At 63.1% G+C, this 25,038-nt stretch carries 23 protein-coding genes, 1 tRNA gene and 1 riboswitch; of the genes, 16 read left to right on the top strand and 8 right to left on the bottom strand.

Annotated features, from left to right (window positions below; translation table 11 throughout):
* The first annotated feature begins 20 nt into the window (after positions 1–20).
* The 5 genes from SLT36_RS27060 to SLT36_RS27040 all read left to right on the top strand — a co-directional run bounded on the left by SLT36_RS27060 (position 21) and on the right by SLT36_RS27040 (position 4,748).
* A complete protein-coding gene (locus tag SLT36_RS27060; RefSeq protein ID WP_432285060.1) occupies positions 21–2,240 on the top strand; it encodes a 3-hydroxyacyl-CoA dehydrogenase NAD-binding domain-containing protein in 2,220 nt (739 codons plus the stop codon).
* A gap of 6 nt (positions 2,241–2,246) precedes the next feature.
* Positions 2,247–2,792, top strand: a complete 546-nt coding sequence (locus tag SLT36_RS27055) for a thioesterase family protein (RefSeq protein ID WP_432285059.1) — start codon at positions 2,247–2,249, stop codon at positions 2,790–2,792.
* A gap of 76 nt (positions 2,793–2,868) precedes the next feature.
* Positions 2,869–3,174, top strand: coding sequence for a hypothetical protein (locus SLT36_RS27050; RefSeq protein ID WP_432285058.1), 306 nt, complete (start codon positions 2,869–2,871; stop codon positions 3,172–3,174).
* Between the two features lie 130 nt (positions 3,175–3,304).
* On the top strand, positions 3,305–3,955 hold the full coding sequence (locus tag SLT36_RS27045) for a S24 family peptidase (RefSeq protein ID WP_432285057.1): 651 nt from the start codon (positions 3,305–3,307) through the stop codon (positions 3,953–3,955).
* 1 nt (position 3,956) lies between these two features.
* The gene (locus SLT36_RS27040; RefSeq protein ID WP_432285056.1) at positions 3,957–4,748 is read left to right on the top strand and encodes a thermonuclease family protein; all 792 of its coding nucleotides are present in this window, start codon (positions 3,957–3,959) and stop codon (positions 4,746–4,748) included.
* Positions 4,749–5,458: 710 nt separating this feature from the next.
* On the opposite strand, the gene SLT36_RS27035 is transcribed toward SLT36_RS27040, so the two are convergent.
* Positions 5,459–7,108 (bottom strand): lysine--tRNA ligase, encoded by a 1,650-nt coding sequence (locus SLT36_RS27035; RefSeq protein ID WP_432285055.1) that lies wholly within the window; start codon positions 7,106–7,108, stop codon positions 5,459–5,461.
* A 156-nt stretch (positions 7,109–7,264) separates the two neighbouring features.
* Here SLT36_RS27035 and SLT36_RS27030 point away from each other — a divergent pair, with 156 nt between their 5' ends.
* Positions 7,265–7,678 (top strand): tellurite resistance TerB family protein, encoded by a 414-nt coding sequence (locus SLT36_RS27030; RefSeq protein ID WP_432285054.1) that lies wholly within the window; start codon positions 7,265–7,267, stop codon positions 7,676–7,678.
* Positions 7,679–7,694: 16 nt separating this feature from the next.
* On the opposite strand, the gene SLT36_RS27025 is transcribed toward SLT36_RS27030, so the two are convergent.
* Both SLT36_RS27025 and ppk2 read right to left on the bottom strand, forming a co-directional pair.
* Positions 7,695–8,537 (bottom strand): transporter substrate-binding domain-containing protein, encoded by an 843-nt coding sequence (locus SLT36_RS27025; protein WP_432285053.1) that lies wholly within the window; start codon positions 8,535–8,537, stop codon positions 7,695–7,697.
* 698 nt (positions 8,538–9,235) lie between these two features.
* Positions 9,236–10,174: a polyphosphate kinase 2 gene (gene ppk2, locus SLT36_RS27020; RefSeq protein ID WP_432285052.1), complete on the bottom strand. Its 939-nt coding sequence runs from the start codon at positions 10,172–10,174 to the stop codon at positions 9,236–9,238.
* Positions 10,175–10,267: 93 nt separating this feature from the next.
* On the opposite strand from ppk2, the gene SLT36_RS27015 reads away from it, so the two are divergent.
* The 5 genes from SLT36_RS27015 to SLT36_RS26995 all read left to right on the top strand — a co-directional run bounded on the left by SLT36_RS27015 (position 10,268) and on the right by SLT36_RS26995 (position 14,604).
* Entirely contained in the window at positions 10,268–11,545 is a 1,278-nt protein-coding gene (locus tag SLT36_RS27015; protein ID WP_432285051.1) for an ATP-binding protein, read from the top strand.
* A 145-nt stretch (positions 11,546–11,690) separates the two neighbouring features.
* Positions 11,691–11,960, top strand: coding sequence for an autorepressor SdpR family transcription factor (locus tag SLT36_RS27010; RefSeq protein ID WP_432285050.1), 270 nt, complete (start codon positions 11,691–11,693; stop codon positions 11,958–11,960).
* The gene (locus tag SLT36_RS27005) at positions 11,957–12,607 is read left to right on the top strand and encodes an SdpI family protein (protein WP_432285049.1); all 651 of its coding nucleotides are present in this window, start codon (positions 11,957–11,959) and stop codon (positions 12,605–12,607) included. Before SLT36_RS27010 ends, SLT36_RS27005 begins: the two co-directional genes overlap by 4 nt.
* Before the next feature lie 168 nt (positions 12,608–12,775).
* Positions 12,776–13,501, top strand: a complete 726-nt coding sequence (phoU, locus tag SLT36_RS27000; protein ID WP_067965420.1) for a phosphate signaling complex protein PhoU — start codon at positions 12,776–12,778, stop codon at positions 13,499–13,501.
* A gap of 89 nt (positions 13,502–13,590) precedes the next feature.
* Positions 13,591–14,604, top strand: coding sequence for a magnesium and cobalt transport protein CorA (locus tag SLT36_RS26995; protein WP_432285048.1), 1,014 nt, complete (start codon positions 13,591–13,593; stop codon positions 14,602–14,604).
* Positions 14,605–14,693: 89 nt separating this feature from the next.
* On the opposite strand, the gene SLT36_RS26990 is transcribed toward SLT36_RS26995, so the two are convergent.
* Positions 14,694–15,212: a GcrA family cell cycle regulator gene (locus tag SLT36_RS26990; protein WP_067965418.1), complete on the bottom strand. Its 519-nt coding sequence runs from the start codon at positions 15,210–15,212 to the stop codon at positions 14,694–14,696.
* Between the two features lie 354 nt (positions 15,213–15,566).
* Here SLT36_RS26990 and SLT36_RS26985 point away from each other — a divergent pair, with 354 nt between their 5' ends.
* The 3 genes from SLT36_RS26985 to SLT36_RS26975 all read left to right on the top strand — a co-directional run bounded on the left by SLT36_RS26985 (position 15,567) and on the right by SLT36_RS26975 (position 18,802).
* On the top strand, positions 15,567–16,760 hold the full coding sequence (locus SLT36_RS26985) for an aspartate aminotransferase family protein (RefSeq protein WP_067965417.1): 1,194 nt from the start codon (positions 15,567–15,569) through the stop codon (positions 16,758–16,760).
* A 15-nt stretch (positions 16,761–16,775) separates the two neighbouring features.
* Entirely contained in the window at positions 16,776–17,693 is a 918-nt protein-coding gene (argF, locus tag SLT36_RS26980) for an ornithine carbamoyltransferase (RefSeq protein WP_432285047.1), read from the top strand.
* A gap of 116 nt (positions 17,694–17,809) precedes the next feature.
* The gene (locus SLT36_RS26975) at positions 17,810–18,802 is read left to right on the top strand and encodes an Hsp33 family molecular chaperone (RefSeq protein ID WP_182576004.1); all 993 of its coding nucleotides are present in this window, start codon (positions 17,810–17,812) and stop codon (positions 18,800–18,802) included.
* A gap of 19 nt (positions 18,803–18,821) precedes the next feature.
* Here the strand turns inward: SLT36_RS26975 and apaG are convergent, their stop codons facing one another.
* Positions 18,822–19,214, bottom strand: coding sequence for a Co2+/Mg2+ efflux protein ApaG (apaG, locus tag SLT36_RS26970; RefSeq protein ID WP_115733334.1), 393 nt, complete (start codon positions 19,212–19,214; stop codon positions 18,822–18,824).
* A gap of 231 nt (positions 19,215–19,445) precedes the next feature.
* Entirely contained in the window at positions 19,446–20,639 is a 1,194-nt protein-coding gene (locus SLT36_RS26965; RefSeq protein ID WP_067965413.1) for an O-succinylhomoserine sulfhydrylase, read from the bottom strand.
* A 43-nt stretch (positions 20,640–20,682) separates the two neighbouring features.
* Positions 20,683–20,760, bottom strand: a riboswitch (SAM riboswitch).
* A gap of 141 nt (positions 20,761–20,901) precedes the next feature.
* Here SLT36_RS26965 and SLT36_RS26960 point away from each other — a divergent pair.
* Positions 20,902–21,990 carry a 2'-deoxycytidine 5'-triphosphate deaminase gene (locus tag SLT36_RS26960; protein ID WP_432285046.1) on the top strand — a complete coding sequence of 363 codons (1,089 nt, stop codon included), beginning with the start codon at positions 20,902–20,904 and terminating at the stop codon, positions 21,988–21,990.
* Positions 21,991–22,099: 109 nt separating this feature from the next.
* Positions 22,100–22,882, top strand: coding sequence for an ABC transporter substrate-binding protein (locus SLT36_RS26955; protein WP_432285045.1), 783 nt, complete (start codon positions 22,100–22,102; stop codon positions 22,880–22,882).
* 136 nt (positions 22,883–23,018) lie between these two features.
* Here SLT36_RS26955 and SLT36_RS26950 read toward each other — a convergent pair.
* Positions 23,019–23,092, bottom strand: a tRNA-Gly gene (locus SLT36_RS26950).
* A 93-nt stretch (positions 23,093–23,185) separates the two neighbouring features.
* Positions 23,186–25,009: a glycosyltransferase gene (locus tag SLT36_RS26945; protein WP_432285044.1), complete on the bottom strand. Its 1,824-nt coding sequence runs from the start codon at positions 25,007–25,009 to the stop codon at positions 23,186–23,188.
* Positions 25,010–25,038 lie beyond the last annotated feature (29 nt).

Genomic DNA, 25,038 nt, shown 5'->3' with positions numbered 1-25,038 from the left:
TCGGCCGGAAGGAGACAGACATGACCTATACCAACTTCACGGTCGAAACCGATGCCGATGGCATCGCGCTCGTCACCTGGAACATGCCCGACCGCTCGATGAACGTCTTCACCGAAGAGGTGATGGGCGAGCTCGACAAGATCATCGACCAGGTCGTCGCCGACGCCGGCATCAAGGGCGCCGTCATCACCTCGGGCAAGGAGACCTTCTCCGGCGGTGCCGACCTCACCATGCTGCAGAAGATGCTCGGCATCTATGCCAAGGAGAAGTCCAAGGATCCGGAAAAGGCAGCCAAGCTCCTGTTCGACAATGCCGGCCGCATGGGCGCGCTGTGGCGAAAGCTCGAAACCTGCGGCAAGCCGTGGGTGTCGGCGATCAACGGCACCTGCATGGGCGGTGCCTTCGAGCTGTCGCTGGCCTGCCACGGACGTGTTGCGGCTGACTCGGACAAGGTCAAGATGGCCCTGCCGGAAGTGAAGGTCGGTATCTTCCCGGGCGCCGGCGGCACCCAGCGCGTGCCGAGGCTGGCCGACCCGCAGTCGGCACTGCAGATGCTGACCTCGGGCCAGACGCTGTCGCCGCAGAAGGCGAAGGGCATGAACCTGATCCACGCGGTGGTCGAGCCGAAGAAGCTGATCGAGGCCGCCAAGGCGATGATCACAGGTGGCCTGAAGCCGGTCCAACCCTGGGACGAGAAGGGCTTCAAGCTGCCCGGCGGTCCCGTCTATTCTGCCGCAGGCGCCAATCTCTGGCCGCCGGCAATCGCCATCCTGCGCCGCGAGACCTATGGCAACTATCCGGCTGCGACAGCGATCCTGAAATGCGTCTATGAAGGCCTTTTGGTGCCGTTCGACACCGGCCTGCGCATCGAGCAGCGCTACTTCACCGAGATCATGCAGACCAGGGAAGCGGCCGCGATGATCCGCTCGCTGTTCGTGTCGCTGCAGGAGCTGAACAAGGGCGCTCGCCGCCCCGAAGGCATCGCCGATACCAAGTTCAAAAAGATCGGCATCATCGGCGCCGGCTTCATGGGGGCGGGCATCGCCTTTGTCACCGCCAAGGCCGGCATCCCGGTGGTGCTCGTCGACCGCGACCAGGAAGCGGCCGACAAGGGCAAGGCGCACTCCGACAGCCTGATCTCCGACCAGGTCAAGAAGGGGCGGGCCAAGCCGGAGGAGCGCGAGAAGCTCCTGTCGCTGATCACGCCGAGCGCCGACTATGCCGACCTCGCCGGCTGCGACCTGGTGGTCGAGGCGGTGTTCGAGGATTCGGAAGTCAAGAAGGCGACGACCGAGAAGGCGGAAGCCGTGCTCAAGTCGTCGGCGGTGTTTGCCTCCAACACCTCGACAATACCGATCACCTCGCTTGGCAAGAACTCGGTTAGGCCGAAGAACTTCATCGGCATCCACTTCTTCTCGCCGGTCGACAAGATGATGCTGGTCGAGATCATCATGGGCAAGAAGACCGGCGACAAGGCGCTTGCGGTGGCGATGGACTTCGTCCGCGCCATCAAGAAGACGCCGATCGTCGTCAACGACACGCGTGGCTTCTACGTCAACCGCTGTGTGCTGCGCTACATGTCGGAAGCCTTCAAGATGCTGATCGAAGGCGTGCCGGCAGCGATGATCGAGAACGCCGCCAAGGCTGCCGGCATGCCGGTCGGCCCGCTGGCGCTGACCGACGAGACCGCCGTCGACCTCGCCCAGAAGATCATGAAGCAGACCATCCGGGATCTCGGCGAGAAGGCTGTCGATTCACGCCAGATGGCGCTGATCAACACCATGGTCGACAGCCATGGTCGCCTCGGCCGCAAGAACACCAAGGGCTTCTACGATTACCCGGCAAAACCGGCGAAGAAGAAGCTGTGGCCCGGCCTCAAGGACCTCTATCCGCAGCTTGCTCCGGAGAAGGTCGATGTCGAGGAGATCAAGCAGCGCCTGCTGTCGGTCATCGCGCTCGAAGCCGTGCGCGTGATGGAGGAGGGCATCGTCACCGACCCGCGCGAGGCGGATGTCGGCTCGATCCTCGCCTTCGGCTTCGCGCCCTACACCGGCGGTGCGCTGTCCTACATCGACGGCATCGGCGCCAAGAAGTTCGTCAAGATCGCCAAGGACCTGCAGAAGAAGTACGGCGCCGAGTTCAAGGCGCCCAAGCTGCTGGTCGACATGGCCGAGAAGGGCGAGACCTTCTACCAGCGCTTCGATCCTTACGCGAAGGCAGAGGAAAAGAAGGCGGCCTGACGCAGCATGTACGTCTGGGCAAGACTGGCACGCATGGCCGCGACGAAATCTCGTCGCGGCCCTTACCGCTTTGGCGATGAGGGCCGGCTGTCGTTCCGCTGCCTGCCGACCGACATCGACTTCAACATGCATCTCAACAATGCGCGCTACATGATGCTGGCCGATGTCGGCCGCATCGACATCTTCATGCGCTCGGGCCTGATCGAGCTCGCCCGCAAGCGTGGCTGGGCACCGATGCTGGGTGGCTTGCAGACGGTGTTCGTGCGCGAAATCAGGTTGTGGAAGCGCTTCGACGTCGTTTCCTCAATCGAGACCTGGAGCGGCTCCGAGGTGATCGGCAAGCACCGCTTCGTGCTCGAAAACGGCGAGACAGCGGCGCTGATCATGACCAGCGCCGGTGTCTACGACCGGGCCAACCGCCGCTTCGTGCTGATCGACGATCTGGTGCGCGAGCTCGGCGCCGACATCACCCCGCGTGACGCCAGCGAGAAGGAGAGCATCTTCATCGCCTCGCACAAGGGCCTGCGCACGCTGGCCAAGTCCAAGGACTGATGCCGCTTCTGGCGGCGGGTGGAGAGTGCTAAAATAGCGAGACCTGAACGATTGTGCATTGGGAGGAGTGTTCGCCATGCGCATGATGCTGAAGGTCTCAATCCCCACCGAAGACGGCAACAGGGCGATCAAGGACGGCTCGCTGCCCCAGGCCATTGAACGCGTCATGGCCGACCTCAAGCCGGAGGCAGCCTATTTCACTGCCGAGGCCGGGCGGCGCACGGCGTTCATCTTCCTCGATGTGGCCCATTCGTCCGACATGCCGCTGGTCGCGGAACGCTTCTTCTTCGGCTTCAACGCCAACGTCGACATGATCCCCGTGATGAATGCCGACGACTTGAGGAAGGGCCTGCCCGCGGCGATGGCCGCGCTGGCAGGCTGATCCCTTTCATCGGCGGCAGCGTCCAGACCTGCGACGCGGTCACTTCTGGCTGTCCGCATTGGCGGTGGACAACGGCGACAGGCCTGGTTAAATGCCGAAAGGTATTTTTTCCTGTCCGAAGGAGAGCGCCATGCTCTCGCATGAACGTGTCTGGGCCGCGATCGACGCTCTCGCCGAGCGTTATTCGCTTTCGGCGTCGGGCCTCGCCAAGAAGGCCGGGCTCGACTCGACGGCGTTCAACAAATCCAAGCGCCAGTCCGTCGATGGGCGGCCGCGCTGGCCGTCGACGGAGTCGCTGGCCAAGATCATCGAGGCCACCAATTCCTCGCTCGAGGAGTTCGTGGGTTTTGTCGAACCGGTGCGAACGGTCAGCAGGGCCAGGGGACGGGAACGGGCGGCGGGCGTGCCGCTGCTCGGCTTCGCGCAGGCCGGCGCCGGCGGCTTTTTCGACGATGCCGGTTTTCCGGCAGGGCAGGGCTGGGACCTCATCGAGATTCCGGCGCGCGCCACCGAAAGCTCCTACGCGCTCGAGGTGCAGGGCGACTCGATGTTGCCGCTCTACCGCAATGGCGACGTCCTGATCGTCGAGCCTGGGGCCGTGGTGCGCAAAGGCGACCGCGTGGTGGTCAAGACGATCTCGGGCGAGGTCATGGCAAAGGTGCTGGAGCGCCAGACGCAAGGCATCATCGAACTGGTCTCGCTCAATCCCGAGCATCCGATCAGGCGTTTTCAGACCCATGAGGTCGAATGGGTGGCGCGCATCGTGTGGGCGAGCCAGTAAGGTGCGTCCGGCAGCCATAGCAGTCGCCGCCGCGGGGTTCGGCATCGCGGCCTTGCTCGTCACCATGGGCGGGCACAGGCTCGCCGCGATCGAGGCGCCCGAGATCGACGTGATCGACGAAAGCGACCTGCCTGACATGCCGCCGCCGGAAGAGGGTAGCACGTCGGCGGTCGAGCCGGAGGCGCTAGATGCCGAGGCTGCGTCGAGACCGGTGGCGCCTGAAGACACCGCCCCGCCGCCGCTCGAGCAGGGCGATCTTGTGCGCGAAGCACCGCGCCCGCCATTGAGCGAACTCAGCCTGGCGTTGCCGCCCAAGCCCAAGATGCCCGACGATTGGGACGGCACGACACTGTTCCAGCCGGTAGCGTCGGCTTCAGGCCTGATCGAGGCCAAAGGTTTCAGCGTGGCGATTGCGGGGGTGACCCCCGTCGATGTCGGCGAAAACTGCAGCTATGAGGGTAAGGAGTGGAACTGCGGAACGCGGGCGCGCACGGCGTTTCGCGGCTTTCTGCGCTCCCGCGCCGTGGTCTGCGATGTGCCGCCTCAGTCCGAGCGCGGCGTGATCGTTGCCCGCTGCCGCATTGGCAAGCAGGACGTCGGCGAATGGCTGGTCGCCAATGGCTGGGCGAAGGCCGAGTCCGGTGGTCCCTATGTCGAGGCGGGCAAGAAGGCCGAGGCCGACAAGAAGGGCATCTTTGGGCCGGTGCCGACCCGCATCGAGATGACGCTTACGCCCTTGGGGACGAGCCTGCCCGCAGTCGAGCCGCCACCGGCCGAGCCGGCGGTTGAGTAGAGCCTAAGGCACTAGCCTCTAAGGGCATTCCATGCGAACCAAAACAATGGCGAATGATGTGGTCGTCTGAACGACCTGTAGTAGCCGCCTCATTGTCCTAATTGCTTGGGGGGTACATGCGTTTTATTGGCAGTATTTTTGGGTGGACCCTCGTGGTCACAGTTCTCTTTTCGTGCGCAGCATCCGCGCAATCCCGATCATTCTCGTGTTCCATCGGGAACCCGGCATGCCTCGGCTTCAATGACAAGGTGGTTGATCAGAGTGCTCAGTGTTTTGACGGGATCACTTGTTACCCTGGAGGCTTCGTTTGCAAATCCGACATGGACGACTTGGCAAACAAAGCCAAAAAATTGGCCGCCAGCTATGATGACCTGCGACTATGCCTCTCCAGAGCAGACACCATGAAGGACGTAAACAGGTGTGTGGAATTAGACATCTTTCGCTAGGTCCCGACCAAGGTTCCGCCTGATCTGGCCTGTCAACGCGCGTTTCGACAACGCCATAACGGTCACGGGCGAGCTTGACGACGGTCTAACGCCGAACGTCACTTTGGGCCGCAGACAACGCAACATCGACCGGTCGTTGGAGTCGAGGATCGATGACATATGTCGGCAGACTATCGTGGAGTGCATTCGCGCTTGAGCCGCTTTGGGGACTGAGGCTGGCGCCGGCTCGAAGCCAAAATCGACGATCGAGCCGGCTCCATGATCTTACGCCGCCAACTTGCCTTCCAGCGCCTTGGTGATCAGCGCCCGGGTTTCGGCGATGCCGTAAAGGGCCGCGAACGAGCCGAAGCGGGGACCGCGTTCCTGGCCGATCAGCACCTGGTAGATCATCTGGAAGAAGGCGCCGGACACGCCGGGGCCACCCTCCGGACTCTTCTTGCTGTGGTCCTGGTAGCGCTCGATCCGGCGGGCGACGTTGAGCGAGGCGTTCTGGATGGCTTCGCCGTCGGCACCCGCCGGCAGGTCGGCAAGCGCCTTTTCCAGCGCTTCCAGTGCCGCCTGCTCGACCTCGTCGGCCGGCCGGAAGGTCTTGGTCGGTTTGACGAAATCGTCGAAGTAGCGGACGGCATAGCCGGTCAGCTTGTCGAGCTCGGGATGCGTCTCGGGCGTCACGCCGGGCGCATGGCGCGAGATGAAGCCCCACAGAACTGCCTTGTCATGCGCGTTGGAGGCGCTGACCAGGTTGAGCAGCATCGAGAACGGCACCGGCATGTCGATAACAGGCGGGTTGCCGTGATGCATGTGCCAGACAGGATTGCCCAGCCGTTCCTTCCAGTCCTGTCGCGGATACGCGGAGAGGAAAGTGTAGTACTCGTCGACGGCGCGCGGGATGACGTCGAAATAGAGTTTCTTGGCCTGGCGCGGGCGCTGGTACATGTAAAGTCCAAGGCTCTCGGTCGGCGCGTAGGTCAGCCACTCGTCGATGGTGAGGCCGTTGCCCTTCGACTTCGAGATCTTCTGGCCGTTCTCGTCGAGGAACAGTTCGTAGACGAAGTGCTCCGGCGCGTGCCCGCCCAATAGATTGCAGATGCGGTCGTAGATGACGGCATTGGTCTGGTGATCCTTGCCGAACATTTCGAAGTCGACGCCGAGCGCTGCCCAGCGCATTCCGAAGTCCGGCTTCCACTGCAGCTTGACCTTGCCGCCGGTGACCTCAAGCGTGGTTTCGGTGCCTTCGTCGTCGAAGGTGATGGTGCCGGCCTTGGCGTCGACATGCTTCATCGGCACGTAGAGCACGCGGCCGCTCTTGGGCGAAATCGGCAGGAACGGGCTGTATGTCGCCTGGCGCTCTTCGCCCAGCGTCGGCAGCATCACCGCCATGATCTGGTCGTAGCGCTCGGCGGCGCGCAGCAGCATCGCGTCGAACTTGCCGGCCTTGTAATACTCGGTCGCACTGGCGAACTCGTACTCGAAGCCGAAGGTGTCGAGGAAGCGGCAGAGCATGGCGTTGTTGTGGTCGCCGAAGCTGGCGTAGTCGCCGCCGAAAGGATTGGGCACTGCCGTCAACGGCTTGTGCAGGTGCGGTTCGAGGAAGGCGCGGTCCGGCACGTTGTCGGGGATCTTGCGCATGCCGTCCATGTCGTCGGAGAAGCACAGCAGCTTCGTCTTGACCTTGCCTTCGGTCAGCACATGGAAGGCGTGGCGTACCATGGTGGTGCGCGCCACTTCGCCGAAGGTGCCGATATGCGGCAGGCCGGATGGGCCGTAGCCGGTCTCGAACAGGACGATCTGGGGAAATTCTTTGCCTTTGTAGCGCTCGACGATCTTCTTGGCCTCTTCGAACGGCCAGGCTTTGCTTTCAGCCGCTGCCGCGAGGAGTTCGGGGTTGAGATCGATGGTGTTTGATCTCGTCATGTCGAGAGCCCTTTGATTGTTGGGCGGAGTTTCCGCCGAAGACGGCCATGCTCTATGCGCGCATGCCGCGGGCGTCAACGATTCCGGCCATTTTTCGTTGCAGTGACGGGGTTGCGTTCCTAAGTTCGGGCGAGATTCAACACTTTGGAGACCTCCATGCCCTTGCCGACTGCTCATGAGGCGCTGATCTATCTGATGGTCATCACCTCAGCTTCCGACCGCGACATGACCGATGTCGAGCTGGCGCGGATCGGCGAGGTGGTCAAGTCCTGGCCCGTCTTCATGGACTTCGACCAGAAGCGGCTGATCGGCGTGGCACAGGACTGCCAGGAACTGCTGCACGAGGAGCCGGGGCTGGAAGGCGTGCTCGAACTCGCCCGCCGGGCAATTCCGGAGCGGCTACATGATACGGCCTATGCGGCGGCCTTCGAGGTGGCTTCGGTCGATCTCGAAATGCGGATGGAGGAGGTGCGCATCCTGCAGCGCCTGCGCCATCACCTGAGCGTCGACGCGCTGACTGTCGCTGCAATCGAGCGCGCCACCAAGGCCCGCCACCGCACCCTGACCTGAGCCGGTCGAGCCTTGGTCAGAAGAAGCTGACCGGGAAGTAGCGGAGATAGAGCTCGGCGAAGGTGCCCTTGGCCGAGATTTCGTGCAGCGCGTAGTCGAAGGCTGCGGCCAGCGCGGCATTTCCTGGCGTTGTCGCGATCGCAAGCCCGGTGCCGAGATATTCGGGCGCCAGGTAGGGCCCGCCGGCAAAGCGGCAGCAGCCGGCGGCGTCGGTGCCGCTCAGCCAGAACGACAGGCGCATGCCGTCGCCGAAGACGGCGTCGAGCTTGCCGTCTTTGAGGTCCGCGTTGAGCCAGTCCGGTTTGGCATAGGTGACGACCTTCAGAGTGCCGAAATAGTCCCTGAGCACACGCTCATGCGCCGAGCCGGCGATCACGCCGACACGCTTGTCGCGCAGCTTGTCGACCAGCGGCTCGGTAACGGCCTGCGCCTTCTTCATGATGAAGCGCGCGGGGAACTGCAGATAGGGCCGCGAGAAGGCGTATTTTTCGCGCGTCTCGGCCGTTGCCGGTACGCCGGCGATGAGGGCTTCGCCTTCGCCTGCGTTCAGCGCGCTGCCGAGCTCGTTCCAGGGCAGGGCCTGGATCTGGCATTTTTCGGCAATGCCGAGTTCCGCGCAGATGGCGCGGGCGAGGTCGACATGGAAGCCCGACAGGCGGCCCGCCTTGTCGATGAAGTTGAAGGGCGGGAAATCTGTGGTGGTCAGGAAGCGCAGGCGCGGCAGCGTCGACAGATCAGGCTTCGGCAGCCGCTCCTTGCTGTCCCACAGCACCGGCACCTGCGGTTCGGCCGACCGGGCCGGGCCGGGCAGTGTTGCAAGCGACATGACGATCGCAAGCATCAGCGGTGCGGGGTTCATGTCTGCTCCGGGCCTTCAGTTGCCGCGCGTCCGGTCTGGACACGCGTCGCGATCACTGGCAGAAGCTTTAGCGTCGTCGTCGCGCGCAGGCAAAGCGATTGTGGAACAATGCACCACAAGGGTCACAAGCCCCGAGGCGAAAAAGACAATTTAAGTTAATTAGTCGACGTCTCACCCGTTCGGGGCATGGCCTCAAATGGGCCAATATGCATAATCGCCCGCGGGGAGTTGCAGCATGGGGGTGTTGCAATGAAACTGGACCAGTCGCCTTGGGGGGGACGCACCTGCGCGTGCGGGCTGTCTGAAACAGCTGGCGTGGCTTGGTTCGATTACTGTCGTAGTATCCAAATTTACGGCTCGCAGGCCGTGGGTGCGTGATGGTTGCGGTTGACTCCAGTCACGCGACCATCCGCCCCGTTTTTTCTGCGTCCGCGCTGTATAGCGCGCCACCGAAGCTCAGGCGTTCGACGAAGCAGAGGGCACCACGCCCATGAGGCTGGTATGGCTCTGCCGGCTTGCGTTGAAACCAAAAGACCGCCGCAGCTTCTGAAGGCTGTGCGCGTTTACACCGGCGTATTGGGCGATGCTGCCATGGGCAGGTGGTGCTTGCTGTTTGAGCTTTGCCGGTGGTCGCCCCATTGGGCGAAGACGCCGCATCGGCGCCGCCGCGCGAGCTCACTCATTTGCCTGACAAACCGCTAGTCCTTCAGGAACTTCATGCCTTCGGCGATGATCTTGCCGTCGGGCCTGCCGACAACGTCGAGATCGCGGCCTTCATAAGGCAATGCCCGCAGGATATGGCGGATGACGGCAATGCGGCCGCGCCGCTTGTCGTTGGCCTGGACGACGATCCATGGCGCGTGCTGGGTGTGGGTCTTTTCGACCATCAGGTTCAGCGCCCTGGTGTAGTCGTCCCATTTGCTGATGCCGGCGATGTCCATTGGCGAGAACTTCCAGCTCTTGAGCAGGCTGTGGCGCCGGTCGTGGAAACGCTTGAGCTGCATTTCCTGGCTGATGTCGAGCCAGAACTTGAAGAAGTGGATGCCCTCGTTGACGATCATCTTCTCGAAGCTCGGCGTTTCGTCGAGGAACTGACGGTGCTGTTCGGGCGTGCAGAAGCCCATGACCGGCTCGACTCCGGCGCGGTTGTACCAGGAGCGGTCGAAGGTGACGAACTCGCCCGAGGTCGGGAAATGCTCGACGTAGCGCTGGAAATACCATTGGCCGCGTTCGGTCTCGGTCGGCTTGGTCAGAGCAACGTCGCGCGCCGTACGCGGGTTGAGGTATTGGCGCACCGCAGCGATGGTGCCGCCCTTGCCGGCGGCGTCACGGCCCTCGAACAGGACGAGCACGCGCTTGCCGACGGCCTGCAACCAGGCCTGCAGCTTGACCAGTTCGATCTGCAGCTGTTCGATCGTCTTTTCGTATTCCTTCTGCGGCAGCTTGTCGTCATAGGGATAGTGGCCCGACGTCAGCGCCTTCTTGTCGATCCAGTCGGGCAGGACGGGGTCGTTGATGTCGAAGCTGCGCTCGTCCTTGCCGATCCTGATCTCGACGGGGCCGGCGACCGGCGCCGGATCGACCTTAACCGCCGCGCTGGCGGCGTTGTCCTTCTTGCTTTCCTTGTCTTTTTTCATGACCTCGGCACCTTTCCAGCTCGGCAAGTCATGCTATTGGGTGGCTTGGGAGCGGTCCAGAGGCTTCTTGCAGGCGGCATCGGAAACGTTCGTATGGCAGAGACCAGCACGCAGACGAAAGCAAGGCGCACGGCGCGGATCGGGGCCGGCCGGCTGTACCAGAACCGCTGGATGCTGGCCGCGGCGATCCTCGCCGTACTCGCGGTCCATTTCTTCGGCGGCGTCTCCGTGCCCTTCACTTTTGGGACGATTGCAGCGCTAATCTTGTTCGCGCTCGTCGCGCCGCGCACGCCGGCAGCCCGCCGGCTGGCCGAGGCCGGCGCCGGCATCGAGCGCTCGCTGCTCGACAGGCTGTCGGGCGAGAAGCTGGCGGCGGCAGTTGCCGATCCGCTCATCATCTTCGACCGCGACGGCACGGTGGTGCATGCCAATGCGGCTGCCGAGACGGCCTTCGGCGCGATCAGGCCCGAACTTCCGCTGCTTTTGAAGTTCCGTGCGCCCGAAATGCAGGCGCTGATCGAGACGGTGCTGGCGGGCGCGGGCAACGGGCAGGCTACCGACTATGTCGAGCGGGTGCCGTTCGAGCGGGTTTATCGCGTCACCGCATCGGCGGTCGGGCGCGGCACCGGGCTGTTCGTGCTGGCGTTCAAGGACCAGAGCGAGGCACGCCGTATCGACCGTATGCGCGCCGACTTCATCGCCAACGCCAGCCATGAACTGCGCACGCCGCTCGCCTCCATCGCCGGCTTCGTCGAGACGCTGCGCGGTCCGGCCCGCAATGACCCCAATGCGCGCGACCAGTTCCTGCAGATCATGCAGAACCAGACCGGCCGCATGGCTCGCCTGATCGACGATCTCTTGTCGCTGTCGCGGCTGGAGATGAAGCCCTATCTCAAGCCTGGCGTCCGCGTCGACCTGCGCCAGACGGTCGAAGCGGTGATCGCCTCGCTCGGCCCTCTGGCCGGAGAGACCGGCGTGGTCGTCGAGCGCGATTTCGGCGATGGTTCGTTCGAGGTTCACGGTGACCGCGACGAGCTGTTCCAGGTGTTCCAGAACCTGCTCGAAAATGCCTGCAAATACGGCCAGTCGGGCGGGCGCGTGCAGGTGACGATGCGGCGCGTCGGGCAGGGCAGCGAAGCCGAGCTTGAGGTCACCGTCCGCGACTTCGGTCCGGGCATTCCGGAAGAGCATATTCCACGCGTCACCGAGCGCTTCTACCGCGTCGATGTCGAGACCAGCCGTGCGCAGAAGGGCACCGGCCTCGGCCTGTCGATCGTCAAGCACATCCTGACGCGGCATGGCGCAAGGCTGTCGATCCGCTCGAAGCTGGGCGAAGGCTCGGCCTTCACAGTGCATTTCCCCATCGCCTGAGCCGCAAGCAAACTTGCCTTGTCGCATGCAGCGTCGACCGCCTGGCATGGGCAGCCGGTCGACGCTCAAGCGTTTCGATAGTTCGTATTGACTCTAATTAGAAAGTTTTCTAAATAACATCGCAGACACAATCAACGGCGGCCAGATGGGCATCAATGCGGTTTTTGAGGCGCTTTCACACCCGGTCCGGCGGCGGATCCTGGCGCTGCTCAAGAACGGGCCGCTCAGTGCCGGCGAATTGGCAGGGCATTTCGATCTGACCAAACCGACGCTGTCGGTGCATTTCAACAAGCTCAAGGAGGCCGAGCTGGTCGCTGTCGAACGGCGCGGCACGAGCCTGATCTATCACCTCAACACGTCGATCCTCGAGGAGGCCCTAACAGGGCTCCTCAGCCTGAAGGACCCGGAACCATGAAGCAGGCCCTGTTTTCACGCATCAATCTGGCGCTTGCGGCAGCCCTCGCTGCCGTCACGCTTGCCGGTTACCTGCTGGTGCCGGCGGGCACGATGTTGCCGATCCATTGGGGGCCGAGCGGCGAGGCAGATGCATTCTGGCCGCGCGACACGGCATTGCTGCTGACGCCCGTGGGGGTTGTCATGCTGTCGGTGCTGCTGGCCTTCATCGGAAACCGGGCGGGACCGGAGCAGATGGCGTCGAGCAAACATGCCTTTGCGACCGTCATACCCCTCATGACCGGGCTGCTGCTGGCGATCCAGGGCTCGATCGTGCTGATCGGCCTCGGCTACCCCGACCAGATGGTGCGCGTCATCACGCTGTCGCTTGGCGTCATGCTGATCCTTGTGGGCAACGTCATGCCCAAAACCCAGCCCAATGCCATCGCCGGCGTGCGCTTGCCGTGGATCATGAATGATCCCGTGCTCTGGCGCGCGACGCAGCGGCTGACCGGCACGCTGTTCGTTGCCGGCGGCATCGTGCTGGTGGTTTGCGCGCTGCTGGTGCAGCATCCGACCTGGCTGATCGCCGCACTGCTGGCGGCGTTCCTGGTGCCGCTGCTCGTGGGTGGCATCTACAGTTACCGGTTGGCCAATCACACGCGATGATTGCGCCGAAGCCGGCAAAGCGATCTTTCCGATCTGCAGACCTGGCAGATTTCGTCGCGCCGGCGCTAAATCCTTCCCCGGTTTCTTTTTTCCGTCATGCGGCTAGCGTAAAGCGCTAGATTCAGGATCACGATTCCCCAACGGGAACCGACGAAAGAAAATTCGGCCATGCAGTCACAACACATTGTCAGTGCCTACGACGACGAGCTGAAATTCCTGGCGCGGAAGATCGCCGCGATGGGCGGCCAGGCTGAGCGTATGGTCGATCAGGCGATTGCCGCTCTGGTCAATGCCGACCCGGCACTTGGCCAGAGGGTGATCCAGGACGACATCGTGCTCGACGAGGCCCAGCGCGAGATCGACGACAAGGCGATCCTGATCATCGCCAGGCGCCAGCCGATGGCAACCGACCTGCGCGAGATCGTCGGCGCGATCCGCATTTCCGCCGATCTCGAACGCGTTGGCGACCTTGGCAAGAACATCGCCAAGCGTGTGCTGGCGGTGGCCGAGGGCCGGCAACCCAACAGCCTGTTCCGCGGCCTGGAGGCGTTGGCGGAACTCGCGCTGACCCAGCTCAAGGAAGTGCTCGACGTCTACGCCTCGCGTTCGGTCGAGCGTATCGGCTTCGTGCGCGACCGCGACGAGCAGATCGACGCCATGTACACCTCGCTGTTCCGCGAGCTTTTGACCTACATGATGGAAGATCCGCGCAACATCACCCCGTGCACGCACCTGCTGTTCGTCGCCAAGAACATCGAGCGCATCGGCGACCACGCCACCAACATTGCCGAGACGATCTATTACATCGTCACCGGAGAGCAGATGCCGCCCGAGCGTCCCAAGGAAGACAAGAGCCATCGCGTGACACTGGAAGGCGAGGGAAAGTCCGGCTGAGCCACGATGGACGCAGGCTCTTCTGCGCCGGGTGGTGAAGGTCTAGAATAGTCTCCGATCGGCGGGGCTGATCCCCGCAGGGGTGCAGCATGACCGAACTGGCCAGGAAGTTCGACAAGGACCCCGAGCTGGAAGGCGGTGTCGTCGCCTCCAGCGTCTATTTCGGCGGCCGTCGCATTGCCGACATCCCGATCGAAGAAGCCGGCCTCTGGGCGGCCAAGGAAGGCCACGTCGTCTGGATTGGCCTGCTTGAGCCGGACCGCGAGCTGCTGCTCAGGGTGCAGCGCCAGTTCAATCTGCACGACCTTGCCATCGAGGACGCCGAGCATCCGCACCAGCGTCCCAAGATCGAGCAATATGGTGATGCCTTGTTCATCGTCGCACGCACAGCGCAGTTGGTGCAGGGCCGGGTGAATTTCGGCGAGACACACATGTTCGTCGGCAAGGGCTACATCGTCAGCGTCCGCCACGGCGTCTCGACCTCCTATGCCGCTGTCCGCCAGCATTGGGAAAGCTGCCCGAGCGCGCTGGCAAAAGGCGAGGACTTCATTCTCTACGCGATCCTCGATTTCATCGTCGACAACTATATGCCGGTGCTCGAGCAGATCGAGGAAGAGGTCGACCTCATCGAGGATGGCGTTCTGGCGCGGCCGATGACGTCGAAGGACATCGAGCGGCTCTACATGCTGCGGCGTGACCTGTTGCGCCTGCGCAATGCCGCCGGCCCACTGGTCGAGGTCTGTCGCCGCCTGACCAGCGCCGACCTGCCGCAGTTGCGACCGGCGATGCATCCGCTGTTTCGCGACGTCACCGACCATATCCGCACCGTGCTGGAAAAGGTCGACAATCTGCGCGAGGTGCTGGCCTTCGCCTTCGAGGCGAGCCTGCTTGTCGGCCAAAGCCAGGAAACGGCGATCGCCAAGAAGCTCGCTTCCTGGGCGGCCATCCTGGCCGTGCCGACGGCGCTTGCCGGCATCTACGGCATGAATTTCGCCGAGATGCCCGAGCTGCATTTCGAGTACGGCTATCCCACCGTGCTGGTCACGATCGCGACGATCTGCTCGATCCTGTACTGGCGCTTCAGGAAGAACGGGTGGCTGTGAGAGCAGCAAATGGTGAGTAGCGGATAAGAAAAGGCCCCGGAACGCTTGGCGATCCGAGGCCTTTCTCAATTGTACTGTTTGCTATTCGCTCAGCGCGAGCGGCGGCGCTCCGAGGCCGGCTGGAAGGCGATCTTCGAGTGGTAGCCGCAATAGGGCCCACTCTCACCGGCTTCGTTGCCGCAGAAACTGAAGTCTTCGCTCAGCGGATCGCCGTTCGGCCACTTGCACGTGCGCTCGCTGAGCTGAACCAGCTGCAGGCGGCGCGAGATCGGCACGACGACATTCTCGACCGGGCGGATGTACTGGCGGGCAACCGGCTCGACCTCGAACTGCGCCTGCAGCGCGGTTGCGCCGATGCTGGCGGTCACGGTGCGCGTCGCCGTGACTGTGCGCTGCACAGTCTTGGTCGCGGTCGTTGCCTGCGTCGTCTTCTTCTGACGCGCCGGGGCAGCCGTCGCGCGGCCGCGGCTCGACAATTTCAGGCGGTGAACCTTGCCGATGACGGCATTGCGGCTGACGCCGCCCAATTGCGCCGCGATCTGGCTCGCGCTCAGACCTTCCGACCACAATTTCCTGAGTAGTTCGACCCGCTCGTCAGTCCAATTCATGAGACAGTGCTCCTGATTTAACGCGCAGTACTCGGAATCCTTTTCCGTCCGGGCAAAGCCGGTTGGACACCACATCTATTCGGTGATTATGTCCGCCGCACGAAATCTAGTTATTTCTCAATTACAATTACCGATGCGCTGACTCCGTGACAAGAGTCCGAGAGGGCAGCACGATTCGGTTTTTACGGTTTTCCCCAACTTGCCGAGATAACGTGGCTACGCGGCAACGGGTGGCGTGGAATGCGCTGGCATAAGCGACGTTTTCGTTGACTTCATGGCAGAAAAACCTGATATAGCCGCAGGCCGCCGCTCTGAGGCGGCTTTTTGATTTTCCGGGCTTCGGAGAGACATATAATGAGCGGTTCGGCGCTTTTCGAGACGTTTGCTCGTGCACCTCTGGCTTTCGAGCGAGGTGAGGGTTCCTGGCTGATCACCGAAACCGGCGAGCGATATCTCGATTTTGCTGGTGGCATCGCGGTGAATTCGTTGGGCCACAGCCATCCGCATCTCGTCCAGGCACTGACCGAGCAGGCTGCCAAGCTCTGGCACGTCTCCAACCTGTACCAGATCCCCGGCCAGAGCCGGCTTGGAGAACGCCTGGCCGAAAACTCCTTCGCCGACCGTGTCTTCTTCACCAATTCGGGTGCGGAAGCGCTGGAGTGCGCGATCAAGACTGCGCGCCGCTACCAGTATGTGAAGGGGCATCCCGAGCGTTACCGCGTCATCACCTTCGAAGGCGCCTTCCATGGCCGCACCCTGGCGACAATTGCCGCCGGCGGCCAGGCCAAATATCTTGAGGGCTTCGGTCCGAAGGTCGAAGGCTTCGACCAGGTCGCTTTTGACGACATCGATGCGGCGGAGAAGCTGATCGGACCGGAGACCGCGGCGATCATGCTCGAGCCGGTGCAGGGCGAGGGCGGCATCCGTCCGTTCCCGACCGCATCCCTGAAGCGCCTGCGCCAGCTTTGCGACAAGCACGGCCTGCTCTTGATTTTCGACGAAGTCCAGTGCGGCATCGGCCGGACCGGCAAGCTGTTTGCCCATGAATGGGCCGGCGTCAATCCGGACCTGATGGCGATCGCCAAGGGCATCGGCGGCGGTTTCCCGATGGGTGCCTGCCTGGCCACCGAAGAGGCAGCAAGCGCGATGACTGCCGGCGTGCATGGCACCACCTTTGGCGGCAATCCGCTTGCCATGGCCGTCGGCAATGCCGTGCTCGACGTCGTGCTCGAGGAAGGCTTCCTCGATGAGGTCAGCCGCAAGGCACTGCTGATCAAGCAGGGCCTCGCCGCCGTCGCCGACGAGTTCCCCGACGTGATCGAGGGTATCCGTGGTTCCGGCCTGATGCTCGGTCTCAAATGCACCATGCCCAACACCAAGGTGAACATGGCGCTGCGTGATCACAAGCTGCTTGCGGTGCCCGCAGGTGATAATGTCATCCGCCTGCTGCCGCCGCTGACGACCAGCGACGCGGACATCCAAGAGGCGCTCGCGCGGGTTCGCGCCGGAGCTGCCAGCCTTTCCAAGGCCGCCGCCAGCGGCGGCTGAACCCAAGGAAGTTTCATGACCAGCGGGATTCGCCATTTCACCGACCTCTCGGCACTTTCCGGGAGCGACCTTCGCGGGATTCTCGACGACGCAGCCAAGCGCAAGGCGCGCCTGAAAGCCGGCGAGCGATCGAAGCCGCTGGAGGGCAAGGTGCTGGCGATGATCTTCGACAAGCCGTCGACCCGCACGCGCATCTCGTTCGATGTCGGCATGCGCCAGCTTGGCGGCCAAACCATCATGCTGACCGGCACCGAGATGCAGCTCGGCCGCTCGGAATCGATCGCCGACACCGCCAAGGTGCTGTCGCGCTATGTCGACGCGATCATGATCCGCACCACGGCGCATGACCGACTGCTCGAGCTGACCGAGAATGCGACCGTTCCCGTCATCAACGGCCTGACCGACGACACCCATCCGTGCCAGCTGATGGCCGATATCCTTACCTTCGAGGAGCATCGCGGCCCGGTGCGCGGCAAGACCTTTGCCTGGACCGGTGACGGCAACAACGTGCTGCACTCGTTGCTCGAGGCTTCGGCGCGCTTCAGCTTCAACGTCAACATCGCCGTGCCCGAAGGCAGCGAGCCGGAGCAGAAGTACATCGACTGGGCCCGCGCCAATGGCGGCAAGGTCATGATCACGCGCTCACCCGAAGACGCGGTTCGCGGTGTCGACACCATCGTCACCGACTGCTGGGTGTCGATGGGCCAGGAGCATCGCGCCCGCGGCCATAACGTGTTCCTGCCTTATCAGGTCAATTCCGACCTGATGAAGCATGCCAAGCCCGACGCCCTGTTCATGCACTGCCTGCCGGCGCATCGCGGTGAGGAAGTGACCGACGAGGTCATCGACGGCCCGAACTCGGTGGTCTTCGACGAGGCGGAAAACCGGCTGCACGCGCAGAAGGCCGTGCTCGCCTGGTGCCTGGGCGCTTGAATGCGTGATCCCGCGACCCTATCTGGGGCGGGATCATTCAATTATCATCAAAGCCATGTTCTGCGACCGTCGGCGGACCGACCGGGCGCGGAACTCTATAGATGGGATAAGTTCCAGTGACTGACACCGAACGCAAGCTCGGCGAATTCGGGTTCGCCGGCGACGACCATGTCGTTCCATTCCAGGTCGAGCCGCTCGACGTGCGTGGCCGCACCGTCCAGCTCGGCCCGCTGCTCGACCAGATTCTCGGACGGCACGACTATCCCGAGCCGGTGGCCAGGCTCCTGGCTGAGGCCTGTGTGGTCACGGTGCTGCTCGGCACGTCGCTGAAATTCGAAGGCAAGTTCATCTTCCAGACCCGCACTGACGGGCCGGTCGACATGCTGGTCGCCGACTTCACCACGCCGCATTCGCTGCGCGCCTATGCACGCTTCGACGCCGACCGCGTCGATGCGGCGATAGAGGCCGGCATGACCGCGCCCGAGGATCTGCTCGGGAGCGGCGTGTTGGCGCTGACCATCGATCAGGGCGAGCATACCCAACGCTACCAGGGCATCGTCGAGCTCAATGGCATCACGCTGGAAGAGGCGGCGCGCGCCTATTTCCGCCAGTCGGAACAGATACCCACCGAGGTCAAGCTGTCGGTGGCAAAGCTCGTGCTGCCGGCCGAAGGCGGTCCGCGCGAGCATTGGCGTGCCGGCGGCCTGTTGGCGCAGTTCCTGCCCGACTCGCCCGAGCGCCGGCGCGTGGCCGACATCCATGGCGGCGACGGCGACGAGCGCGACATCGCAGTCCACCCGGACGACAACTCCTGGCAGGAGCTTCTGGCGCTGGTCGGAACCATCGAGCCGACCGAACTGATCGACCCGACGGTCGGCACCGAAAGGCTGCTCTACCGCCTGTTCCACGAGCATGGCGTGGTCGTCTATGACGGCGTTCGCGTCGTTGACGAATGCTCGTGTTCGGGCCAGAAGATCAAGGGCATCCTGCAGGGCTTCACGGCCGAGGAAATCACTGACAGCGTCGAAGACGGCGTCATCCGCGTCGCCTGCGAGTTCTGCTCCAAGTCCTACGAATTCGACCCGGCAGAATTCGCACCGGTACAGTGAAATCGGGCGCAATGATGCGTCAGTTCAGCCTGTGGCGAGCATCGGGCAAGTCGAGCGAGAAGGCCGGGATGGCGATGTCGAACATCTCGCCCGCCTCGTTGCGCATGGTGTAGCGCCCGACCATGATGCCTGACGGCGTCGAGAGCGGGCAGCCGGACGCATATTGATAGCTGTCGCCGGGATTGAGCTCGGGCTGGTCGCCGACCACGCCCGGGCCGCGCACTTCTTCGACCTTGCCGCTCGCATCGGTGATGTGCCAGTAGCGCGACAGCAACTGGACGAATTCGTCGGAATTGTTCTCGATGGTAACGCGGTAACCCCAGACGTAGCGGTTTTCCGATGGCTCCGACTGGTCCACCAGATAGAAGGGCTCGACCTCGACCGCGATGTTGCGGGTGATTGCGCGATACATATGCTGCGCTCCTTGGCCTGCACATTCATAGAGTCCGCCGCACGAGGCGGCGGGTCAACTGCTCTTAGACAAAATCACGCCGATTGTGATGACTGTGTGGTCGATTTCACCTCGCCGACGCATCGGCGGCACCCGCTGTCTATGATGTCTACGGAACGAAGCCACCGTAAGACGGGATCGACAGAGACGGATGGCGTCCGGCTTGCGGAGCGCCATCCCCTTTTGGTGCGTTTAGCGCGCCGCCTTCAGCGCGTCGCCGATGTCGTTGAGCAGGTCGTCGGCGTCTTCGAGGCCGACCGACAGACGCAGCGTGCCGTCGTCGATGCCGAGCTCAGCACGGGCCTCGTCGGTGAGGTTCTTGTGCGTCGTCGTCGCCGGATGGGTGATCAGGCTCTTGGCGTCGCCGAGATTGTTCGAGATCAGCACGATCCGCAGCGCGTTCTCGAAGGCGAAAGCGGCTTTCTTGCCGCCCTTGACGTCGAAGCAGATCAGCGTTGAGCCGCCCGACATCTGGCGCTTGACGATGTCGGCCTGCGGGTGGTCGGCGCGGCCCGGATAGATCAGGCGCGACACTTCAGGCTGCTCGGCGAGGAAGTCGGCGATCTTTCCGGCGGTCTCGGTCTGCTGGCGCACGCGCAGCGGCAGTGTCTCCAAGCCCTTGAGCAGCGTCCAGGCGTTGAACGGCGACAGGCTCGGGCCGGTGTGGCGGAAGTAGTCGTGCAGGTTCTCGTCGATCCACTTCTTGTCCGACAGGATGACGCCGCCGAGGCAGCGGCCCTGGCCGTCGATGTGCTTGGTGGCAGAATAGACGACGACATGGGCGCCGAGCTCGAGCGGCTTCTGCTGCATCGGCGTGGCGAAGACATTGTCGACGACGAGGCGTGCGCCGATCGAATTGGCAAGGGTCGCGACCGCCGCGATGTCGACGACTTCGAGCGTCGGGTTGGTCGGGCTTTCCAGGAAGAACAGCTTGGTGTTGGGTTGGACCGCCTTTTCCCAGTTCTCGATCAGCGTGCCGTCGACCAGCGTCGCCTCGATGCCATACTTAGGCGCCAGCGTCTCGACGACCCAGCGGCACGAGCCGAACAGGGCACGGGCAGCAACGATGTGGTCGCCGGCCTTCAGGCCGCACAGGATGGCGGCGGTGACGGCCGCCATGCCGGAGGCGGTGGCACGTGCGTCCTCCGCGCCTTCGAGCGCACACATGCGCTTTTCGAACATGTCGACGGTGGGATTGGCGTAGCGCGAATAGATGAAGCCGGGGGTCTCGCCCTTGAAGCGGGCCTCGGCGCTTTCGGCGCTTTCATAGACATAGCCCTGGGTCAGGAAGATCGATTCCGAGGTCTCGCCGAAGCCGGAGCGAAGGCTGCCGCCATGGACGAGGGTGGTCTGGGGTTTCCAGTTACGCTGCTTTTCGGAGCTCATAGCCAAATCCAAATACAAAAAAACCGGCCGCGATAAGTCGCAACCGGTCCACAACGCGGCCCTTTAGCGACTTGTTTAACGTGGCTGCAAGCCGACCGGCCAAATCACCACGGGATAAATGTCCTTTAGACCCGCAGCCTGCTTGCGTCAATTGCGAGGACGACTAAACGTCTTGGGCCACGCACATGAGCCCGGAAACGGTCGGGATCCAGCGGCCCCGGCTCGCTTTTTGGGCTGGTGGCGCTGTAGAGGAGTGAGGCAATTGCGGCAGTCGGGCATTCTTCCAGACCAGGACATCGCGGCGTTGTTTGCGTCGGGCGCGCTCAAGGCATCGCCGCTCGATGCCGACCAGATCCAGCCGGCGAGCCTCGACCTGCGCCTTGGCGCCATCGCATATCGCGTGCGCGCATCCTTCCTGCCTGGCCCCAATTCGCTGGTGTCGGCCAAGCTCGACCGGCTCAAGCTGCATGAGATCGACCTGAGCAATGGCGCGGTGCTGGAGACGGGCTGCGTCTACATCGTGCCGCTGCTGGAGAGTCTTGCTTTGCCTGCCGAAATATCGGCCTCGGCCAACCCGAAGAGCTCGACCGGCCGCCTCGACATCTTCACCCGTGTCATGACCGACCGTGGCCAGGAGTTCGACAAGATTCCCGCCGGCTACACCGGCCCGCTCTATCTCGAGGTCAGCCCGCGCACCTTCCCGATCGTCGTTCGCAAGGGCTCGCGACTGTCCCAGATCCGCTTCCGCAAGGGAAACGCGCTGTTGTCGGAAACTGAGCTCAACGCGCTGCATCTGTCCGACCGGCTGGTGGCGATCGATCCGCCAAACATTTCAGGGGGCGGCATCGCGCTGTCGATCGACCTCGCCGGTGCGCCCGGCAGCATCGTCGGTTATCGTGGCAAGCACCATACCGGCCTCGTCGACGTCGACAAGCGCGCCGCCCAGAAGGTCGTCGACTTCTGGGAGCCGATCTACAATCACGGCGCCGAGGAATTGGTGCTCGACCCGGACGAGTTCTACATCCTGGTGTCGCGCGAGGCGGTGCATGTGCCGCCGCTCTATGCCGCAGAGATGACGCCCTTCGACCCGCTGGTCGGCGAATTCCGCGTCCATTATGCCGGCTTCTTCGATCCAGGCTTCGGCCATTCCAGCGCCGGCGGCACCGGCAGCCGTGCCGTGCTCGAAGTGCGTAGCCATGAGGTGCCCTTCATCCTGGAACACGGTCAGGTCGTCGGCCGCCTCGTCTACGAGCACATGCTGGCGCGCCCGAAGGCGCTCTATGGCACCGACCTCGGCTCCAACTACCAGGCCCAGGGCCTGAAGCTTTCCAAGCATTTCCGCATGGACTGACCTAAGGTCAGGGCGTGCCAACCTTAGTCTGCTTGTCCATTTCAAGCTGCTGTGCTTGGCTGCGGGCAGGGACGCTCAACATAAGGGCGCCCGGCAAATGGAGAGGACCATGCAGATTTCGTGGAAGTTCGCTTGCGCTGCTTCGCTTGCAGCGCTGTTGTCTGCGGCGGGCGGTGCCTGGGCGCAGGACGCAACAAAGCTCAAGATCGCTACCGAGGGGGCCTATCCGCCCTTCAACAATCTGAGCGCCGACGGCAAGCTGGTCGGCTTCGATGTCGACATCGCCAACGCGCTGTGCGCCCAGATGAAGGTCGAATGCGAGATCGTCGCCCAGGATTGGGACGGCATCATTCCGGCGTTGCAGGGCAAGAAGTTCGACGCCATCGTCGCCTCTATGACCATCACCGAGGAACGCAAGAAGCAGGTCGCCTTCACCAACAAGTACTACACGACGCCGTTGGCGCTCATCGCGCTCAAGACTTCCGAACTCACTTCGCCGGAGCCCGACGCGCTGAAGGGCAAGTCGGTCGGCGCCCAGGCGTCGACGACGCAGAGCATCTATGCCGAGGACCACTATGCCAAGGCCGGCGCCGACGTGAAGCTCTATCCGACGCAGGACGAGGCCGTGGCCGACCTGACCAATGGCCGCCTCGACGCCGTCGTCGCCGACAAGTTCGTGCTCGTCGATTGGATGAAGACCACCGGTCAGGATTGCTGCAAGATGATCGGCGATCTAAAGGGCACCGAATCCGAGACCGGCATCGCCGTCCGCCTCGAGGACACCGCCTTGCGCGACAAGCTTAACGCTGCCATCGACGCCATCTACAAGGACGGCACCTACGCCAAGATCAACGCGAAGTATTTTGATTTCGATATTTATGGCGCGGATTGATCGCTAATACCTGAACACCGAAGGCCGGGCGCTTGCGTCCGGCCTTTTCGTATCCGGAGCAGGCGTCGCAAGACACATGTGAAAGCACCCGTTTCGGGTGGGTTGCGGGCAGGACGAAAGATCTTGCTGTAAAAATTGGAGCGGGTAGCGGGAATCGAACCCGCGCGTTCAGCTTGGGAAGCTGACAGGCTACCATTACATCATACCCGCGCGGGCACTTGGTTAGCATTCGCCTTGCGGGCAGGCAATCGGGAAACGTGTTGTACCAGTACCGACGCAATTCGGCTGCGTCGTCGGGCGACGTTATTTGCGCTTCCGCAGGATCGACAGCGCTTTGCGCAGCTCGGAGAGGGCAATCTCGCCATAGGCGCGCTGCTTGAGCCTGCCGCCGTGCCCGGCGCGCAGGATTTTGCGCGCCTGGCTGCCGGAAAAGCGGGCAAGGATTTCACGGCAAAAGACACGCGAGCGAAACTCGGCCGCCAGTGTTGGTGCATTTGCCAGGAAAACCGCGAACACCTTGCGGTCGCCGTAGAACCTGCGCAGTCGCTTGGGTGTTTCGCGGGTGATGAGATCCAGCACCGACCAGTAGCCGCCGTCGAGCATCCAGGCATATCTGCCTGCATTGGCCAGGAGAAAATCGATATCGGTCAGCGTCGCTTCCTCGGCGAGCCGGTAGTATTCCGGCGTCCCGGACCGAAGCCAGGGCGAGCTTTCATGGTTCGAGAAGGCGTTTTCCCCATGCAGCCTGTAGCCTGACAGAACGACATCGATAAGTGCGCTGCCGCCAAAGCCATGGCACATGAAGTTGAAGTAGCCATCCGCCGCCCGCATGTATCTGGCTTCGCCGCCGCGCCGGACCAGCCGCAGGTGCGATGCCCGGTACATGTTTGCCGTACCGGGACTCCATTGCCAGCCGCTCGCCCACCTCGGCACGAGAACGGTCCGCGCCGACAGTTGCTGGAAGTGCTGCTGTGAGACGGTCGGCAGCCGGAAGACGGACGCTTCGGCATGCAAGTTTCGCGTCTGGCTCTGGCTGTCGACGGCGCCGCCGCCGGCGGCAGCCAGGATGTTTCCCAGCGCGTCCGTTTCCGCGACGCTGGACGAGGTGAAGGCAACGCTTTGCCGCAGCGCCAGGTGAGCCTGGACATGCATCGACGCGTAGGTCGACAGCAGCACATCGTCGGCATCGACGAAGCTGACGAAGCCGCCCTTGATCTTGTCGAGCGACCAGAATGCCGCGCCAAGCTGGCCGAGATTTTCCGGCAGCGTTTCGATACGGAAGCGGCTGTCATTGCCGACATGCCTGGCGATGACCTCGACGCTGTCGTCGGTCGAGCCATTGTCGATGACCAGGCACTCAAAATTCGGGTAGTCCTGCGCCTTGATCGAGTCGATCGTCGCACCGACGTAGCGGCCATAGTTCCAGGCGATGACGACGAAGCTGACCAGGGGCGGCTTGATCGACCCGCCGGAGGCCTCGTCGATGCTCCGCCCGCCGATGGTGAAACCTGAAGCGGCATCGCGGGACGGGCTCCAGGTCTTGCGGACGATCACCTGGTAGTCGTTGTGCAGGACCTCGTACTCTCCTGCTCTTGCCTGGAGAAAGGCGTCGATGCCGGACTTGGGGCGCTCGGCGGCCGGCTTGGCCGGCTGCCACAGATAGTCGTCCAGGATCATGATGCCGCCCGAGGCAAGCAGGTCCCAGCTCTGCTGGGCGTCGGTGAAGGCCGAGGCGGCATGGTGGTCGCCGTCGACATAGACGACGTCGAAGCGGCGCGACTCGCGCTGCAGTTCCGACAGCGCCTCGATCGAGAAGGCCTTCAGCTTTTCGAGCCGGTCGGAAAAGAGCCTCGTGTTGGCATCGAAGCGTGCCTCGACTTCGCTCATATCTGTGTGATGGCGCGAGCCGGGTGTCCTGTGCTCGACGCTGCCCTCGAATGTGTCGATGCAGGTCAAATGGCAATTGGGCAGGAACTTCAGGAAAAACAGCGCCGAGCGGCCCTCGAAGGAGCCAATTTCCAGAACCCGCAGCGGCTCCTGCGCGCGCTCGCGCAGCAACTTTTCCCAGATCGGGATGTGGTGGGATGTCCAGTCCCTGCTGAAAGCGCTGCCGTCGAAGTAGTTCATTCAAACGCGCCTATTGGCCTGGAAATGCT

Origin of the sequence: Aminobacter sp. BA135 (assembly GCF_050859125.1) — a bacterium.
Taxonomy (GTDB): Bacteria; Pseudomonadota; Alphaproteobacteria; order Rhizobiales; family Rhizobiaceae; genus Aminobacter; species Aminobacter ciceronei.
This window is presented reverse-complemented; position numbering and strand designations above follow the sequence as displayed.

Excerpts from the sequence above, each read along its gene's own strand:
- SLT36_RS26990 (WP_067965418.1), bottom strand. The coding sequence starts at position 15,212 with ATGAATTGGACTGACGAGCGGGTCGAACTACTCAGGAAATTGTGGTCG.
- SLT36_RS27025 (WP_432285053.1), bottom strand. The coding sequence starts at position 8,537 with ATGAACCCCGCACCGCTGATGCTTGCGATCGTCATGTCGCTTGCAACA.
- apaG (WP_115733334.1), bottom strand. The coding sequence starts at position 19,214 with ATGTATCGCGCAATCACCCGCAACATCGCGGTCGAGGTCGAGCCCTTC.
- SLT36_RS27010 (WP_432285050.1), top strand. The coding sequence starts at position 11,691 with ATGGGCATCAATGCGGTTTTTGAGGCGCTTTCACACCCGGTCCGGCGG.
- SLT36_RS27015 (WP_432285051.1), top strand. The coding sequence starts at position 10,268 with ATGGCAGAGACCAGCACGCAGACGAAAGCAAGGCGCACGGCGCGGATC.
- SLT36_RS27050 (WP_432285058.1), top strand. The coding sequence starts at position 2,869 with ATGCGCATGATGCTGAAGGTCTCAATCCCCACCGAAGACGGCAACAGG.
- SLT36_RS26955 (WP_432285045.1), top strand. The coding sequence starts at position 22,100 with ATGCAGATTTCGTGGAAGTTCGCTTGCGCTGCTTCGCTTGCAGCGCTG.
- SLT36_RS26985 (WP_067965417.1), top strand. The coding sequence starts at position 15,567 with ATGAGCGGTTCGGCGCTTTTCGAGACGTTTGCTCGTGCACCTCTGGCT.
- SLT36_RS27030 (WP_432285054.1), top strand. The coding sequence starts at position 7,265 with ATGCCCTTGCCGACTGCTCATGAGGCGCTGATCTATCTGATGGTCATC.
- SLT36_RS26945 (WP_432285044.1), bottom strand. The coding sequence starts at position 25,009 with ATGAACTACTTCGACGGCAGCGCTTTCAGCAGGGACTGGACATCCCAC.
- phoU (WP_067965420.1), top strand. The coding sequence starts at position 12,776 with ATGCAGTCACAACACATTGTCAGTGCCTACGACGACGAGCTGAAATTC.
- SLT36_RS27035 (WP_432285055.1), bottom strand. The coding sequence starts at position 7,108 with ATGACGAGATCAAACACCATCGATCTCAACCCCGAACTCCTCGCGGCA.
- SLT36_RS27005 (WP_432285049.1), top strand. The coding sequence starts at position 11,957 with ATGAAGCAGGCCCTGTTTTCACGCATCAATCTGGCGCTTGCGGCAGCC.
- SLT36_RS26995 (WP_432285048.1), top strand. The coding sequence starts at position 13,591 with ATGACCGAACTGGCCAGGAAGTTCGACAAGGACCCCGAGCTGGAAGGC.
- argF (WP_432285047.1), top strand. The coding sequence starts at position 16,776 with ATGACCAGCGGGATTCGCCATTTCACCGACCTCTCGGCACTTTCCGGG.
- ppk2 (WP_432285052.1), bottom strand. The coding sequence starts at position 10,174 with ATGAAAAAAGACAAGGAAAGCAAGAAGGACAACGCCGCCAGCGCGGCG.
- SLT36_RS26965 (WP_067965413.1), bottom strand. The coding sequence starts at position 20,639 with ATGAGCTCCGAAAAGCAGCGTAACTGGAAACCCCAGACCACCCTCGTC.
- SLT36_RS27045 (WP_432285057.1), top strand. The coding sequence starts at position 3,305 with ATGCTCTCGCATGAACGTGTCTGGGCCGCGATCGACGCTCTCGCCGAG.
- SLT36_RS27060 (WP_432285060.1), top strand. The coding sequence starts at position 21 with ATGACCTATACCAACTTCACGGTCGAAACCGATGCCGATGGCATCGCG.
- SLT36_RS27055 (WP_432285059.1), top strand. The coding sequence starts at position 2,247 with ATGTACGTCTGGGCAAGACTGGCACGCATGGCCGCGACGAAATCTCGT.